The 15413-nt window shown below is 64.9% G+C and carries 13 protein-coding genes, 4 tRNA genes and 1 pseudogene; 9 read left to right on the top strand and 9 right to left on the bottom strand.

The window, feature by feature from the left end; all coding sequences use genetic code 11:
• Positions 1-282 precede the first annotated feature (282 nt).
• Positions 283-2571: pseudogene (rnr, locus tag AC1MGT_RS20665) on the bottom strand (ribonuclease R); the annotation flags it as partial.
• Positions 2572-2955: 384 nt separating this feature from the next.
• Between rnr and AC1MGT_RS20660 the strand changes: the two are divergent.
• The 4 genes from AC1MGT_RS20660 (at position 2956) to AC1MGT_RS20645 (ending at position 3439) form a co-directional block, all read left to right on the top strand.
• Positions 2956-3040, top strand: a tRNA-Leu gene (locus AC1MGT_RS20660).
• Positions 3041-3077: 37 nt separating this feature from the next.
• Positions 3078-3162, top strand: a tRNA-Leu gene (locus AC1MGT_RS20655).
• 55 nt (positions 3163-3217) lie between these two features.
• Positions 3218-3302: transfer RNA gene (locus AC1MGT_RS20650), tRNA-Leu, on the top strand.
• A gap of 52 nt (positions 3303-3354) precedes the next feature.
• Positions 3355-3439: transfer RNA gene (locus AC1MGT_RS20645), tRNA-Leu, on the top strand.
• A 101-nt stretch (positions 3440-3540) separates the two neighbouring features.
• Here AC1MGT_RS20645 and cueR read toward each other — a convergent pair.
• Positions 3541-3930, bottom strand: coding sequence for a Cu(I)-responsive transcriptional regulator (gene cueR / locus AC1MGT_RS20640; protein ID WP_499504337.1), 390 nt, complete (start codon positions 3928-3930; stop codon positions 3541-3543).
• A gap of 124 nt (positions 3931-4054) precedes the next feature.
• Between cueR and AC1MGT_RS20635 the strand changes: the two genes are divergently transcribed.
• The gene (locus tag AC1MGT_RS20635; protein WP_183553594.1) at positions 4055-4261 is read left to right on the top strand and encodes a hypothetical protein; all 207 of its coding nucleotides are present in this window, start codon (positions 4055-4057) and stop codon (positions 4259-4261) included.
• Between the two features lie 72 nt (positions 4262-4333).
• Positions 4334-4897: a TIGR01841 family phasin gene (gene phaP, locus AC1MGT_RS20630; RefSeq protein ID WP_499501839.1), complete on the top strand. Its 564-nt coding sequence runs from the start codon at positions 4334-4336 to the stop codon at positions 4895-4897.
• 25 nt (positions 4898-4922) lie between these two features.
• Here phaP and tssA read toward each other — a convergent pair whose 3' ends face one another.
• From tssA to AC1MGT_RS20595, 7 genes are all read right to left on the bottom strand, one after another.
• Positions 4923-5933 (bottom strand): type VI secretion system protein TssA, encoded by a 1011-nt coding sequence (gene tssA / locus AC1MGT_RS20625; protein WP_499501838.1) that lies wholly within the window; start codon positions 5931-5933, stop codon positions 4923-4925.
• A gap of 27 nt (positions 5934-5960) precedes the next feature.
• Complete coding sequence (gene tssH, locus AC1MGT_RS20620; RefSeq protein ID WP_499501836.1) at positions 5961-8618, bottom strand: type VI secretion system ATPase TssH; 2658 nt, start codon at positions 8616-8618, stop codon at positions 5961-5963.
• Positions 8594-9118, bottom strand: coding sequence for a type VI secretion system baseplate subunit TssE (gene tssE, locus AC1MGT_RS20615; protein ID WP_499501834.1), 525 nt, complete (start codon positions 9116-9118; stop codon positions 8594-8596). The genes tssH and tssE overlap by 25 nt, the downstream gene beginning before the upstream one ends.
• Positions 9119-9194: 76 nt before the next feature.
• On the bottom strand, positions 9195-9686 hold the full coding sequence (locus AC1MGT_RS20610; protein WP_183551309.1) for an Hcp family type VI secretion system effector: 492 nt from the start codon (positions 9684-9686) through the stop codon (positions 9195-9197).
• A 55-nt stretch (positions 9687-9741) separates the two neighbouring features.
• Entirely contained in the window at positions 9742-11232 is a 1491-nt protein-coding gene (gene tssC, locus AC1MGT_RS20605; RefSeq protein WP_499501832.1) for a type VI secretion system contractile sheath large subunit, read from the bottom strand.
• A 1-nt stretch (position 11233) separates the two neighbouring features.
• On the bottom strand, positions 11234-11749 hold the full coding sequence (gene tssB, locus AC1MGT_RS20600; protein ID WP_183551302.1) for a type VI secretion system contractile sheath small subunit: 516 nt from the start codon (positions 11747-11749) through the stop codon (positions 11234-11236).
• Positions 11750-11809: 60 nt separating this feature from the next.
• Positions 11810-12394, bottom strand: coding sequence for a tetratricopeptide repeat protein (locus AC1MGT_RS20595; protein ID WP_499501830.1), 585 nt, complete (start codon positions 12392-12394; stop codon positions 11810-11812).
• Positions 12395-12597: 203 nt separating this feature from the next.
• Between AC1MGT_RS20595 and tssJ the strand changes: the two genes are divergently transcribed.
• The 3 genes from tssJ to icmH are packed head-to-tail and all read left to right on the top strand — an operon-like array spanning position 12598 to position 15383.
• Positions 12598-13188 carry a type VI secretion system lipoprotein TssJ gene (gene tssJ, locus AC1MGT_RS20590; RefSeq protein WP_499501828.1) on the top strand — a complete coding sequence of 197 codons (591 nt, stop codon included), beginning with the start codon at positions 12598-12600 and terminating at the stop codon, positions 13186-13188.
• A 60-nt stretch (positions 13189-13248) separates the two neighbouring features.
• On the top strand, positions 13249-14622 hold the full coding sequence (gene tssK / locus AC1MGT_RS20585) for a type VI secretion system baseplate subunit TssK (protein WP_499501826.1): 1374 nt from the start codon (positions 13249-13251) through the stop codon (positions 14620-14622).
• On the top strand, positions 14619-15383 hold the full coding sequence (gene icmH, locus AC1MGT_RS20580; RefSeq protein WP_499501824.1) for a type IVB secretion system protein IcmH/DotU: 765 nt from the start codon (positions 14619-14621) through the stop codon (positions 15381-15383). Before tssK ends, icmH begins: the two co-directional genes overlap by 4 nt.
• The last annotated feature ends 30 nt before the right edge of the window (positions 15384-15413 follow it).

Genomic DNA, 15413 nt, shown 5'->3' with positions numbered 1-15413 from the left:
ACCAAGCGGACGTGCAATCTCGAGTGGCGACTGCTGTGGACGACCTTGATCGTTATTGCCGCCGTTGTTGCCTGGCTTCGGCCCACGCGAACGACCACCGCGCGAACGCTTGCCGTTACCGCCGTTGTTATTGCCGTTACCGCCGTTGTTATTGCCGTTACCGCCGTTGTTATTACCGTTACCGCCGTTACCACCGTTGTGATTGCCGTTGTTGCCGCCACCACCATTGCCGCCATTGTTCTGACGACCATCGTTCGTGCGTGGCTCGTTGCTGCGATGTTCCTTGTTGCGGCCACCCTGATTGCGCTCGCGCCCGGCATCGTCGCCCGACGACTCGGCGCCAGGCGCGGACGCCAGCGTCAGGTCGATCTTGCGCGATTCCAGATCGACGCGTGCGACCTTGACGGTCACCTTGTCGGTCAGGCCATAGCTCTGGCCGGTACGCTCGCCGCGCAGCACGTGGCGCGCTTCGTCGTACTGGAAGTAATCGGCGCCCAGCTCGGTGACGTGCACCAGGCCTTCGACGAACAGCTCGTCCAACTGGACGAAGATGCCGAAGGTGGTCACGCCAGCGATGGTGCCGGTGTACTCTTCGCCGATCTTGTCCTGCATGAAGAAGCACTTGAGCCAGTTTTCGACGTCGCGCGACGCTTCGTCGGCGCGGCGTTCGTTGGCCGAGCAGTGCACACCCAGGGCGTCCCAGATGGTCAGGTCTTTTTCGTTCTTCGGCGCCTTGCCGTCGGCCTTGTCTTTCGCGGCCTGCTTGCGGGCCGAGTTCGACTGCGTCGTGTTCAGCTTGGCCAGGTCGATACCCTTCGGCTCGTACTTCTTGCCAAGCAGGATCGCCTTGATCGCGCGGTGCGTCAGCAGATCGGGATAGCGGCGGATCGGGCTGGTGAAGTGCGCGTACGCCTCGAACGCCAGGCCGAAGTGGCCGACGTTGTCCGGGCTGTAGACGGCCTGCTGCATCGAGCGCAGCATCATCGTCTGCAGCAGTTGTGCATCCGGCCGCTCCTTGATCTGCTGCATCACGGCAGCGTAGTCGCGCGCGCTCGGCTTGTTGCCGCCGGCCAGGTTCAGGCCGACCTGCTTGAGGAAGGTACGCAGCTGGTTCAGCTTTTCTTCGGTCGGCGTCGCGTGAATGCGGAACGTGCCCGGGTGCTTGTGGCGCAGCAGGAAATCAGCGGCGCACACGTTGGCCGACAGCATGCACTCTTCGATCAGGCGGTGCGCGTCGTTGCGGGTGCGTGGAATGATCTTTTCGATCTTGCCCAGCGCGTTGCAGACGATATAGGTTTCGGTGGTTTCGAAGTCGATCGCACCGCGCTCCTGGCGTGCCTTGAGCAGCGCGCGGAACACCTGGTTCAGGTGTTGCAGATGCGGCACGATGCCCGGACGCTTCTGGGCTTGTTCGCCGTTCTCGTCAGCCAGGATATCGGCCACTTCGTTATAGGTCATGCGCGCAGCCGAGTGCATCACGGCCGGGTAGAACTGGTACGCAGTGACTTCACCATCCTGCGAGACCACCATGTCGCACACCAGCGTGCAGCGGTCGACCGCCGGATTCAGCGAGCACAGGCCGTTCGACAGCTTCTCGGGCAGCATCGGGATCACGCGGCGCGGGAAGTAGACGGACGTCGAGCGTTCGATCGCGTCAGCGTCGAGCGCCTCGGTCGGCTTGACGTAATGGCTGACGTCGGCAATCGCGACCAGCAGGCGGAAACTGTTCACGCCCTTGATGGTGACGGGTTCGCAGTAGACGGCATCGTCGAAGTCGCGTGCGTCTTCGCCGTCGATCGTCACCAGGGGCACGTCGCGCAGATCCACGCGGTTGGCCAGATCGGCATCGATGACTTCGTTCGGCAGGCGCCCGGCCTGCTTGAGCGCGGCTGGCGAGAAGATGTGCGGCACGCCGAACTTGCGCACGGCGATTTCGATTTCCATGCCCGGGTCATCGAGCTCACCGAGCACTTCGACGATACGGCCGGTCGGCTTCTGGAAGCGGCCTGGCTGCTCCAGCAGTTCGACACTGACGATCTGCCCTGCACGGGCATTGCCGGTCGGGCCGGTGACGATCACGTCCTGGGCGATACGCTGGTCTTCGGGCGAGACGATCCACGCGCCCTCTTCATTGAGCAGGCGCCCGATGATGTGCGTGTTTGCGCGCTGGACGACTTCGACAATCGAGCCTTCAGGACGGCCGCGGCGGTCCATGCCCGTCACGCGCGCCATGACGCGGTCGCCGTGCAGCACTTTCTGCATTTCGCGGTCGGACAGGAACAGGTCGGGACCCGGTTCATCGGGAATCACGAAGCCAAAACCGTCGCGATGCGCGCTGACCTTGCCGGCCACGAAGGCGGAATGATCAGCCAGCATATAGGTGCCGCTGCGGTCGGAACGGATCTGGCCGTCACGCTCCATCGCGTTCAGGCGGCGGCCGAGGACTTCCTGCGCTGCGGGCTGAACATCAAGGGCATGTGCCAGGGCGGCTGCATCGAGCGATTCAGCGGCGTCGCGGAAGACAGCGAGGATTTCCTCGCGGCTTGGAATGGTATGAGTAGGTTGCTTCAAATCGATTCTTTTTTCTTTGGCCAGTAGAGCGCCGCACATCACATAAGGGCGGCAGCGTGGTTAATTGACACCATGACAGGCGTAGTGTAACGGAGGTCTATCCGATTCGCCTAACATGATGTGCGCCAACGACCTGCGCCCGTTACGGGATGCATGCGCGGGGTACTTGCACGTGAGTCCTTGTCGAGAACTTCACCTTGGGTCTTTGACTATTGAAAATGATCCGCTATAATCTCGCTCTCTTCAGCAACGGCGACAACGCCGGAGCGATGAAAAGCAGTGGTAGCAGAGGATGTTTGATGCGCCTGTCAGCTATGTTTCACGAATAGTTGATCTGGCGGAAAATGACAAACCCTGCTATTGTAGCAGAGATGTTCTTGCAGTGCCCACGTGGCGGAATTGGTAGACGCGCATGGTTCAGGTCCATGTGCCGCGAGGTGTGGGGGTTCGAGTCCCTCCGTGGGCACCAAAAAGTTCATCGATTGTAAAGTTCGTGTAGTTGCAGTGCCCACGTGGCGGAATTGGTAGACGCGCATGGTTCAGGTCCATGTGCCGCAAGGTGTGGGGGTTCGAGTCCCTCCGTGGGCACCAAAGGTTTCAGGTAGTAGTAAGGTAGTAAGCAGTATCGTTGTTGAGTAGTCCCAGTGCCCACGTGGCGGAATTGGTAGACGCGCATGGTTCAGGTCCATGTGCCGCAAGGTGTGGGGGTTCGAGTCCCTCCGTGGGCACCAAAAGTCTATCTCGCAGTAAGCAGTCTGTAATATCGTTGTCAGCAGTTGCAGTGCCCACGTGGCGGAATTGGTAGACGCGCATGGTTCAGGTCCATGTGCCGCAAGGTGTGGGGGTTCGAGTCCCTCCGTGGGCACCAAAAAATGTAGAGTTTGTGGACCCCGTGTCCCGCAAAACGCCGTAGCCTTCCAAACAGGGTTACGGCGTTTTGCGTTGTACGCGCTGTTTTCTGACGCGAGTTCAGTGCGTCGCCAGGTCGTCCAGGATTGGGCAGGCCGAGCGCGCATCACCATGGCACGATGCCGCCAGGCTCACGAGCGTACGGCGCATTGCCGCCATCTCCGCGATCTTGCGGTCCAGTTCCTCGATATGCGTCTGCGCCAGCGCGCGCACATCGGCACTGGCCCGGCCCTTGTCTTCCCACAGCGCCAGCAGGTTCCTGATCTGGTCCAGCGAAAAGCCCAGTGCCCGCCCGCGATGGATGAATTGCAGCACGCGCACCTCGCGCTCGTTGTAGAGGCGATAGCCGGCGCCGGTGCGGCGTGGCACCGGCACCAGGCCGATCGATTCATAATGGCGGATCATCTTGGCCGTCACGCCCGATGCGCGGGCGGCGTCGCCGATATTCATGCTGGATGGGGTAGCTTGCACGGTGCACTCCGGTTGTCGTTCACGCACCAGCTTACACCTTCCCACAGTGGGAAGGACAAGTGCATGCTTGACTTGCGCGCCGTAACGGTCGAGCATGGGCGTCATGCAGATTCTTCGCTCTGCCGTCCTCGGGACGGCGCTCCTTGTCGTTCTCTCTTCCAGCCTGGCTGCGCCGGCGCCGTATTACCAATGGCGCAGCAAGCTCACGGGCGCCCTGGCCTGTTCGCCGACGCCGCTGGGTGAAGGCTGGGTCAAGGCGACCGGCCCCTATCGTGACGCGCGTTGCGAAAAACCCATCGTTGTTAAATAATGAATCCGGCAGACGTCGTTTGTCTGTCATTGTTCAGCTTCAAAAACAGCTTACCCACTGAGGAGACACCCCATGTTTACCAGCCCGGAACAGTTTGCCAACGCCACGAAAACCCTGTTCGACCTGCAGATGCAGACCTTCAATGCGCTGGCCGGCAAGACCGTCAAGGGCGTCGAGCAGGTCGTCGCCCTGAACATGAATGCCATCAAGAGCACGATGGACAGCACGATGCAAGCGAGCCGTGACATCGCCCAGGCCGGCAATCCGAAGGCCGCGTACGAGTCGCTCGCGGCGCGCATGCAGCCAGCCGCCGGCGTGACCAACGCGGCCGAATACACGACGCAATTGAAAGCCATCATCGACGACATGCACAACGAGTTCCGTGGTGCGGCCGATGCGCACGCCGTCGAAGCGAAGAACACACTATCGGCGCTGATCTATGACGTCACGCAGAACGTCAAGCCGGGCTCCGAGAACGCGGTCCAGATCATGAAGGCGGCGATCGACAATGCCTTCAAGGGCTACGAGCAAGTGACGGCCGCCACGCGCCAGGCGGTGCAGACGGTCGAAGCGCAATTCGAACGCGCCAGCACCATGGTCACGCCGGGCGGTGGCAAGCAGGACAAGCCCGAGTAAGCCCGCCCCCCAACAACCCGGCCCCTCAGGGCGCCGGGTGTTTCATCGGCTGGTCCGCCGGGTCGTCGATCCCCAGCAAGTCTTCCAGCCGCGCCAGCGACACCTCATCCTTGATCACCGAACGCAGCCAGGCATGCAATGGCTGCTCGCCCCAGCGCGCCGCTTTTTCTGCCAGATACGCAACGGGGCTGTGCGGCTCCGTGCGCCGGAAGAAATCGGCGACCTGACGCAGCTGCGCCAGCGCCTGGTCGCGATGCCCGACCGGTCCGTCGATGTGCGCTGGCCGCGCCACGGCGATGGCGCCGCCCTGCCCTGCCGTCGATGACGCAGCGCTTGTCACCGCTACCGGCAAACTGGGTGAGATCAAGTCGATGACGTCGCGTAGCGCCGCGCGGGCCATGCCGTAACTGGGACCGTCGTTGCCCAGTTGTGCATCGACGACGCGTTCGAGTTCGCCAAGGGCCGCGACGCCCGCTTCGCAGTCAACCAGCAGCGCCTGCACGAACGCCGGCTTGCTGCGCGCACGCAACACCTCCAGTTCGGCCACCGCGTCCGGCCCCCGTGCGCGCGCCACTTCCCATGCCTGCAGCGTCAGCGCGCCGCTCTCGTCCAGCGCGACACCCTTGGCCAGCGGCGCCACGCGGCTGGCCAGCCAGGCCAGGATGCCGATGCGCCGCTCGACGCCGTCTTCGTCGGCCTGCGGATGCACGCCGTCCCAGTAGCGCGCGCACAGCGCGGCGACCAGGCCCAAGCCATCGGCCAGTCCGCGCATGCCGCCGGTCCGGGTGCTTGCCTCGGCCAGCCAGACGGCCAGTTGCAAGTCCTTGCTGCGCGTTTCGAGCAGCGCCGCACAGCGTTTGCCGACGAACTTCCAGTCGGCTTCCTTGAGCGCCGTGACCCAGGCGCCCTGCTCCAGCGACGGATCGTCGGCCAGACGCGCGCGGGCGATCTCGTCGACTTCGGGCGCAAAGGCCAGGTCAGCGCCGCACGGATTGTCCGGCGTGATTGGTGTGAGCAACAGGTCGATAGCGAGCATGGTGTCTCCTTGGGGTCAAGTCTGCAATCAAGCCTGCACTGGTTCGATCAGGTATTTGAATTTGCCGGCGCGGGTGGCGCCGACCTTCACGCGCGCGAGGGCGCCGCCTTCCATCATCCGCGCCAGCACGCTGTCGGCGATCTCGGGCAGCAGCGTGCCGCCCAGGATATTGTCGATATTGCGCGCGCCGGAATCGACTTCCGTGCAGCGGCTGAGCACTGCCGCCACCAGGGCGTCGTCGTATTCGAAGCTGGCCTTGTGGTTCTCGAGCACGCGCGCACCGATGCGGGCGAGCTTCAGTCGGATGATATTGGCCAGCACCTCGTCGCCGATCGGGTAGAACGGCACCACGCTCAAGCGGCCCAGGAAAGCGGGCTTGAAATGTTTCATCAGGCTCGGGCGCAGCAGCTCGGCCAATGCGTCGGGCGTGGGCAGGTCGGCCGCCGTCTTGTTCAGGCAGGCGGCCATCAGCTGGCTCGCGCCGACGTTCGAGGTCAGGATGATGATCGTGTTGCGAAAGTCGATGTCGCGGCCTTCGGCATCGTCCATCACGCCCTTGTCGAAGACCTGATAGAACAGTTCGAGCACGTCGGGGTGCGCTTTCTCGGCTTCGTCGAGCAGCACGACGCTGTACGGATTGCGCCGCACCGCTTCGGTCAGCACGCCGCCCTCGCCATAGCCGACATAGCCGGGCGGCGAGCCTTTCAGGCCCGAGACGCTGTGCGCTTCCTGGTATTCGCTCATATTGATCGTGATGAGCTTGCGCTCGCCGCCGTACAGGATGTCGGCCAGCGCCAGCGCCGTTTCGGTCTTGCCCACGCCCGAGGTGCCGACAAACAAAAACACGCCCTTGGGCTTGTTCGGATCGTCGAGATTGGCGCGCGCCGTGCGCACGCGCTGGGCCACGACGCTGCTCGCGTGGCGCTGGCCCAGGATGCGCTCGTCGAGCATCGCCTGCAGATTGACGACGGTGCGGATTTCATCCTTGACCATGCGCCCGAGCGGGATGCCGGTCCAGGCGGCGACGATGGCGGCAACCGTGTGCCCGTCGACCTGCACCGGCACCAGCGGCGCGTCACCCTGCAGGCCACGCAGGCGCTCGCCGAGCGCGCGCAGTTGCGTGCTGCCGTCCCCCGCTGCGTCCGGCCCGGCCGCTTCGAGTTCCGCGCGCAGTGTGGCGATCTGGCCCGCCAGCGCCTGCTCGTCGGCCCAGCGGCCCTGCAGCGCGGCCTGCTCGGCCGCCGCACTGGCGCGCTCTTCGCCCAGCGACGCCAGCGCGGACGCGTGATCCTCGCCGGCGCTGGCGTCGCGACTCAGGGCTTTGACGCGCGCGTCGACGCGCTCGATCCGGCGCCCGCACTCTTCCAGCAGCGCCGGCGTGGCTCTCTGGCCCAGCGCCACCCTGGCGCAGGCCGTGTCCAGCACGCTGATGGCCTTGTCCGGCAACTGGCGCCCGCTGATGTAGCGATGCGACAGGCGCACTGCCTCGGTGATGGCCTCGTCGTAGATGCGCACGCCGAAGTGCTGCTCCATCAGCGGCGCCATCGCGCGCAGCATCGCAGCCGCCGTGTCTTCGTCGGGTTCCTCGACCTTGATCACCTGGAAGCGCCGCGCGAGCGCTGCATCCTTTTCGAAGTATTTCTTGTATTCGCCCCAGGTGGTTGCGGCGATCGTGCGCAGTTCGCCCCGCGCCAGTGCGGGCTTGAGCAGGTTGGCCGCATCGTTCTGGCCGGCCGCGCCGCCGGCGCCGATCATCGTGTGCGCTTCATCGATGAAGAGGATGATCGCGTGGGGGCTCTGCTTGATCTCGTGGATGACATTCTTGAGGCGGTTTTCGAACTCGCCCTTCACGCTGGCGCCGGCCTGCAGCAAGCCCATGTCGAGCGTGTGGATCTCGGCGCCCTCCAGCACGTCCGGCACGTCGCCCAGCGCAATGCGCAGCGCCAGGCCTTCGACGACGGCCGTTTTGCCGACGCCTGCCTCGCCGGTCAGGATCGGGTTGTTCTGGCGCCGCCGCATCAGGATGTCGATCGCCTGGCGGATTTCCATGTCACGCCCGATGACCGGGTCGACCTTGCCGTCGCGCGCACGCGCCGTCAGGCACGTCGTGTACTGATCAAGGGCCGGCGTGGCGCGGCCTGCAGACTGCGCCAGCTCGGACGCGGCGTCCGGCCCTGGCTCGCTGACCTCGGCCGCCAGATCGGTTTGCTCGCCCGAGCCGCGCGTCAGGCGCTCGAGATCGTGCTTCAGGCGATCGAGCGGGAATCGGGCAAACAGCGGCGACGCACGCTGCGCCAGTTGCGCCAGCGACGGCTCGGTCAGGAGTGCAAGCACCAGATGGCTGCTGCGAATCCGGGGCGGCCCGCCGGTGCCGAGCGAGGCGATCAGCCAGGCGTGCTCGAACAGCAGCGGCAGATGGCGCGAAAACACGGGCGTGCGTGCGCTGCCGGTGGCAAAGCGCGCCACTTCGCGGCGCAGGTCGGCTTCCAGGCCGGTGAGGCTGATATCGCAGTGGCGCGCGATCGCAGCCAGGTCGCTGCCCGGCTGCTCGATCAGGCCAAGAAACAGGTGCTCGACGTCGACTTCATACTGGCCCAGTCCAACGCAGATACTGGCAGCGCGCGTGGCCGCCGCGCGGGTCGTGTCGTTGAGCTTCGAGATCAGCGTCTTGAGGTTGATGTCCATCGTGCCTCCTGGTCGGGTGGGGACGCGGCCTTGGCAGGCCGCACGGTACGGTTGACGTCGTAGTGCAGCGACGACGGTTGCAGCACGGCGTTGAAGTTGATCGTCTCGTCCTGGCCACCCAGCGCGCAACTAGCGTGAATCACAAACTGCAGGCGATTGACGTCGCCCGCATCCGGCGCGAACGCGGCGCGCACGTTGGACAGGCGCGGCTCATGAGAGGCAAGCGCTTCTTCGATGCTGGCGCAGACGGCGGCGCGATCGAGGCTGCTGGTCAGGCAAAAACCGGCGAAGTCGATCAGGCCGTAATTGAGCAGCGACGCGCGCGCATGCGGGTAGCCGGCCAGATGGGCGGGATCGAGCGCGAGGCGGGTATTGAGCAAGGCTTCGAGGTCACGCGCGATGCTGTCCTTGACGCGCTCGATGCCGGCCAGTGCGCCGGCCGCAAGATCGCGGCGCTCGTCCATCATGCGGTCGAGCAGGCCAGGCGTACAGCCTTTCATGGTGTCTCCGAAGGGGGGTGATTACAACGAACACGCGGCGGCGCGAGGCCGCCGCGTGGAAAGCGGCGGGCGCCGCTCAGACGATCTTGTTGGCCGCCAGGTCCCAGCCGCCCGAGGTGTTGCCGCCGGCGCCGCCGGTCACCTTTTGCTGGGTGTATTTCCACTTGATCTTCGAGAACTTCAGGCCCACCGCTTCGTGGATGATGCTGCCTTCGGCAACGCTTGGCTGGACACCGCCGATCAGCACGTTTTCAAGCTCGATCTCGAAGTACTTGATGCGCTCGCCCTGGCCATCGGCGCGCATGAATTCCAGCTTGGCCTTGGGGATGGTTTTGCCTGCCGAGCAGGTTTGCAACAGGATGGGCGAGGCCAGGTCGGCGAGCTTGGTCAGCGCGATTTCCTGATGCTCGCAGCGTTCGGCGGTGTGACCGCCGCCGGTGGATGCCGTGGCCGACCGGGGCTGGCTCACGCCCCAGTTCACCGAGGTGCACTCGATCCAGTCCTTGTGCCGGTCATCCTGCGACTCGCCTTTGATCCCGTCGATCTGCAGGTACACGTCAATTGCCATGTTCTACTCCAAGTGTGATTGAAACGTCGGTTGAATAACAAGTTGGTTACAGCAGTCAGTTCTTGGTCGATTGCGGCAACTCCGCGACCAAACGGAGCGAAACGGACAGCTCGTCGAGCTGGAAATGCGGTCGCAGGAACGACACGGCGCGGTACACGCCGGGCCGGCCCGGCACCTCGGACACCTGCACGCTGGCTTCGCGCAGCGGGAACTGCGCTTTCTGGTCCTGGCTAGCGTTATCGTCGAGCAGGACGTACTGCGTCAGCCAGCGGTTCAGGTAATCCTCGACATTGGACGCTGCCGCGAAGCTGCCGATCTTGTCGCGCATCATGGATTTCATGTAATGCGCTATACGCGACACAGCAAAGATGTATTGAAGTTGCGACGACAGCACCGCGTTCGCATTGGCCGCTTCGTTGTTGTACTTGCGCGCCTTCTGCGCCGACTGCGCCCCAAAAAACGCGGCGTACGACGTGTTCTTGCAGTGCACGAGCGAGATGAAGCCCAGGTCCGACATTTCCTTCTCGCGCCGGTCCGTGATCGCCACTTCGGTCGGGCACTTCAGAGCCACCTCGCCCTCGTCGGTCTTGAACGTGTGGGTCGGCAGGTTTTCGACCAGCCCCCCGCCCTCGACACCGCGGATTGCTGCGCACCAGCCGTAATCCTCGAACGCGCGCGTCAGGCGCGCGCCGAACGCATACGCCGCGTTGCACCACAGGTAGCGAGAATGGTCGCTGCCGTCGACGTCTTCGACGTAATTGAAGCCTTCGGTGGTCATGCCGTCAGCCGGGTGGTACGGCAGCCGGCCCAGGAAGCGCGGCAGCGTCAGCCCGACGTAGCGCGCGTCTTCCGATTCCCGGAACGCCTTCCACTTCGCGTATTCGACGGTGTCGAACACCTTGGCCAGGTCGCGCGGCTTGCCCAGGTCGCCGAAGCTTTCGACGCCGAACAGTTCGGGACTGGAGCACGTGATGAACGGCGCATGGCTGGCGGCGGCCACGTGCGACATCTGTTCGAGAAAATAGATGTCTTCGGGCTGGCGCGTGATCTCGAAGTCGCCGATCAGCGTGCCGTACGGCGCGCCGCCGAAGGTGCCGAATTCTTCTTCGTAGATTTTCTTGAACATCGTGCTCTGATCGAATTCCATCGCCGACTGGAAGTCTTTCACCAGCTCGCGCTTGGACGCGTTGAGCATGCGGATCTGCAGGTTCGCGCCGGTCGTGCTGTTTTTGACCAGATATTGCAGGCCCGTCCAGCTGCGCTCGAGCTTCTGGAATTCGGGCGCGTGCATCACGCTGGATAACTGGTCGGAGATCATGCGGTCGAGCTCCGCCAGCCGGGCGTCGATCGTGGCCGACAGGTTCGACGACATCACCATCGTGCCCTGCATGACCTGGCTGACCAGCTCCGAGATCAGGTCGCGCGCCCGCACATGCTCGCTGCTGGATGTGGCCACGCGACTCTGTTCGACGATCTGGTCGAGCAGCGACGCATCCAGTTCGGGGGCGCCCGGCTGTGCGGCTGTTGATTCGAGGACTGCGGCCATCTCAACCCTCCTTGCCGGTGTCGCCCTGCTGCTTGCGCAGGCTGTCGAGCTTTTCGGTGTTGCCCAGCACGTCGGTCAGGATGTCTTCGAGCTTGTCGTTCCCCGCCAGCTTGTTGCGCAGGTCGGCCAGCTTGGTGCGCGCTTCGAGCAGCCTGGCCAGCGGCGCCACCTGGCGCACCACCGATTCGGGCCGAAAGTCGGCCATCTCGCGAAACTGCAGCTGCACGCCGAACTCCCCGCCTTCCGGCGACAGGTGGTTGTCCACCTTGAAGCTCGCCACCGGCGCCACGCCCCCGAGCACCTCGTCGAAATTGCTCGCATCGACATTGACGAACGTGCGGTCCTTCAGGCGTTTCTTGTCAACCTGGGGATCGGTCCCGAAATCGCCGACCACACCGACCACGAACGGCAGCTCCTTGTTCTCGGTTGCGTCGCCGATCTCGACGTCATACGTCATCTGCACACGCGGCGCGCGCACTTTCTGCAACCGTTTTTGTACGCTTTCGTTCTTGGCCATGTCGACTCCAGTAAGGGATGGGATGACCGGCGTGGCCGGCCACTGGTGAGAAATGCCGCGTTACTTCAGGACGTCGAACGGGCTGCCGCCCGCTGGGGCAGGCGCGGGTCGCGACGGTGCCGCCGCCGACTGGGTGGGCGGCTTGCGCGCCGATGGGCGCGCGGCCGGTCGCGTACTGACCAGCACTTCTTCGCCCAGGCTGGTGCGCAGCAGCCTGGCCAGGTCCTGCGCCTCGCTGCGCACCGACCCCTGCAGATTGTTCTTGCGGGTCAGGTCGGCCAGTGCCTTGCTGGCTACGCGCAGGCCGCTGACGGCCAGGATGCTGTAGGCCAGCGTGTCGTTGGGGTCGCGCGCCAGGGCTTCCTGGGCATGACTGATTGCCTCGCCATACTGGCTGGCATCGAAACGGATCTGCGCCATGCGCACCCACGGCTTCTTGTCGACGGGATGGGCTACGCTGGCCGATTTGAGCAGCAGGATCGCTTTTTCGGGCTGGCGCGCCGCCAGCGCCGCATCGGCCTGCACGTAGATGTTCCCGGACACGGCGGCGCGTGGGGTGTTCGTACTGGTGCCCGTACCGTCGGTGGCGCACCCGGCCAGGACGGCAACGCCGATCAGCATGGGTAACAGTCGTTGGCGAATCATGTTCGGCTCCGGTGGATAAACAAGCCACCATTATTCGCATCGGCACCCGCATGCAGTTGTGCACGGTCAACAGCGCGTGCATTCAGCAAACAGGTGTGGGTTCGATGCGCGAACGGGCGACCGCTTGCGCTGGCGCAGCGTATGCGGGTGGGAAACGGATTCAATCCAACGCTGGCGTTCAAGAAACTGCACAGGAGAATCGGATGACCCCAACCCACCGCTGCGCGCTGTTGCTGCTCGCGTTGACGTTCGCCGCTGCGCTGGCCGGCTGCGGCAACACCCCGCACGGTTCATTCACCAATGCGGCGCTGGGCGCGGTGGGCCTGCGCAAAGCGGCCGGGCTGCCCGAATCACAACAGCCGCCCCGTAACGTACCGCTGCGGCTGCACGCAGCCACACGTCTGAACGTCAACGAGCGCGGCCAGCCGCTGGCGCTCGCGGTGCGCCTCTACAAGCTGCGCCAGAAGGACGCCTTCGAAGAAGCGCCCTACGCCGCCTTCCTCGACCCGCAACAGGAACGCGAGCGGCTCGGCGCCGACCTGCTCGATGTCCGCGAAATCATGCTGGTGCCGGGGCAGCGCTACGAAGTGACCGAGAAGGTGGCGCGCGAAGCCGGCCACGTTGGCATCGTGGCACTGTTCCATAGCCCCGCGGCCGGCCATTGGCGCACGACGGTCAGCAGCGTGGAGGCCGAGCGCAACGGCGTGAATATCGGTCTGCACGCCTGTGCGATGAGTGTGGCCGGTGGCACCGTCAGTGGTGCAAGCACGCTGGGGTCTGTGCGCTGTCAATAAACGTCGAAAACTTTCCTGCAAGCTAAACATTTTCGGACACCAAGCGAGGCCGACGTGAGCATGCCATCCAAGGTCTTATGGGACGAAGGATTGTTCCTGCGGCCCCAGCATTTCCAGCAGCAGGAGCGCTACCACGATGCGCGCCTGAACCAGACCGCGTGCGCGCTGCATCCGTATTGCTGGGGCGTGCGCCGGATGACGATCGACCTGGACGCGCTCAGGAGCGACGTGCTGCGCATCGAGGAACTCTCGCTGCTGTTCCCCGAGGGCGAGGTGTACCGGGCACCCGATGGCGACATACTGCCGCCCCAGGTGCGCCTGGCCGACCTGCCGCCCGAGCTGCAGACCGTCACCTACTACGCCGCCCTGCCGATGCTGCGCGCCCATGGCGAGAACTGCGCGATCGCCGCCGGCGACGGCGACGGCTTGCACGAGCCGGAAGACGCGCTGCGCTTTTCCCGGCATGACCGCGATACGCATGACCTGTACAGCAGCGCCGCCGAAGCCCCGGTCACCTACCTGCGCAAGGCGCTGCGGCTGGTGGCCGACGGCGACGCGCTCGAAGCCTACGAGAGCTTTCCGCTGCTGCGCCTGCGCCGCGTGGCCACCGGCGGCTTCGAGCCCGATCCCGGCTTCATTCCACCGAGCCTGTCGATCGACGCGGTGGCCGGCCCGGGCCTGGGCCTTCACGGCGCGCTGGCGCGGCTGATGGAAAAGCTGCTGGCCAAGGTAACCGCGCTGTATGGCGACCTGCGCGAACCGAGCCGCAACGTGGTCGAGATCCGCGGCGGCGACGTGTCGGCGTTCTGGCTGCTGCACACGGCCAGCGCCGGCTATGCGGCGCTGGCCCATTACCTGCACCACCGCGAGCTGCATCCCGAGCGCCTGTACGGCGCGCTGCTGCATCTGGCCGGCGGCCTGATGACCTATTCGCGCAGCTACCGGCTGGATGACCTGCCCGCGTATGTCCACGCCGATCCCGGGCCGCCGTTCGCGCGCCTGGACGGCATCATCCGCGAACTCCTCGACACCGTGATCTCGTCGCGCTACTTCACCATCGCGCTGCACCACGACCGCCCGTCGTACTACCACGGCGCGCTCGATTCGGGCCGCATCACGCCCCAAACCACGCTGTACCTTGCCGTGGCCGCCGACATGCCGGCGCTGCGCCTGGTCGAAACCGTGCCGCTGCAATTCAAGGTCGGCGCGCCCGAAGACGTCGACCGCTGCGTGCTGTCGGCGCTGCCGGGCGTCAGGCTGCTGCACGCACCGCAGGTGCCCAGCGCGATTCCCGTGCGCCCCGACATGGTCTACTTCGTCCTCGACGTGCGCGGGGCGCTGTACGAGGCCATGCTCAAGTCGCAGGCGATGTCGGTGTACGTCCCCAACGGGCTGCGCGAACTGCGCCTCGAACTGATTGCGGTGTCGGCATGAGCGCGTTCATCGAGCGCCGCGCCGCGCCCAAAGGCGATACGGGCGAGCGCGCCGTCCGCACGCAACGCCTCAGCGACATCATGTACGAGGGGTTCTATGCGCTGTTCCTGCTCAAGACCGGATGCGGGCCGCAGGACAAGGTCGCGTTTGCCGACAACATGACGAGCTTTCTGATGGACGTCGACCGCAATGCCAAGGCACTGGGGATCGCGGCCGACGACATCCTGGCCGCCAAGTACGCATTCTGCTCGGCGGTCGACGAAATCATCCTGCGCTCGACCTTCGACGTGCGCGACGCGTGGGAAACCCGGCCCCTGCAGCTGCGCGTGTTTGGCGACCAGCTCGCGGGCGAGCATTTCTTCCACCGGCTCGACGACCTGCGCGCGCGCGGGGCGCAGCAGGTCGAGGCGCTCGAGGTTTTCCATATGTGCCTGCTGCTGGGGTTTCAGGGCCGCTATGCGCTCGACGGCAAGGACAAGCTCGACTACCTGGTGGCGCGTCTGGGCGACGAGATCGCCCGCATGCGCGGCCGCACGCGGGGCTTCGCTCCCCATGCCGAGCGGCCGGACCAGGTGGTCAACCGCGTGCGCAGCGACCTGTCGCTGTGGGTGCTGGGAGCGGTGTTCACGGTGGCCGGGCTGGGTGCATACGTGGGTTTCCGGACCGTGCTGGGCAACGACACCGGCTACGCGCTGGCGCATTACAACGATCTGGTGACGCTGCCGCCGAAAGCGGCGAACGTGACGATCACATTGCCGTAAAGCGTGAATGGACCCGGCCGAGAGGCCGGG

The sequence above is a fragment of the Telluria sp. BA11 genome (assembly GCF_056680305.1).
This window is presented reverse-complemented; position numbering and strand designations above follow the sequence as displayed.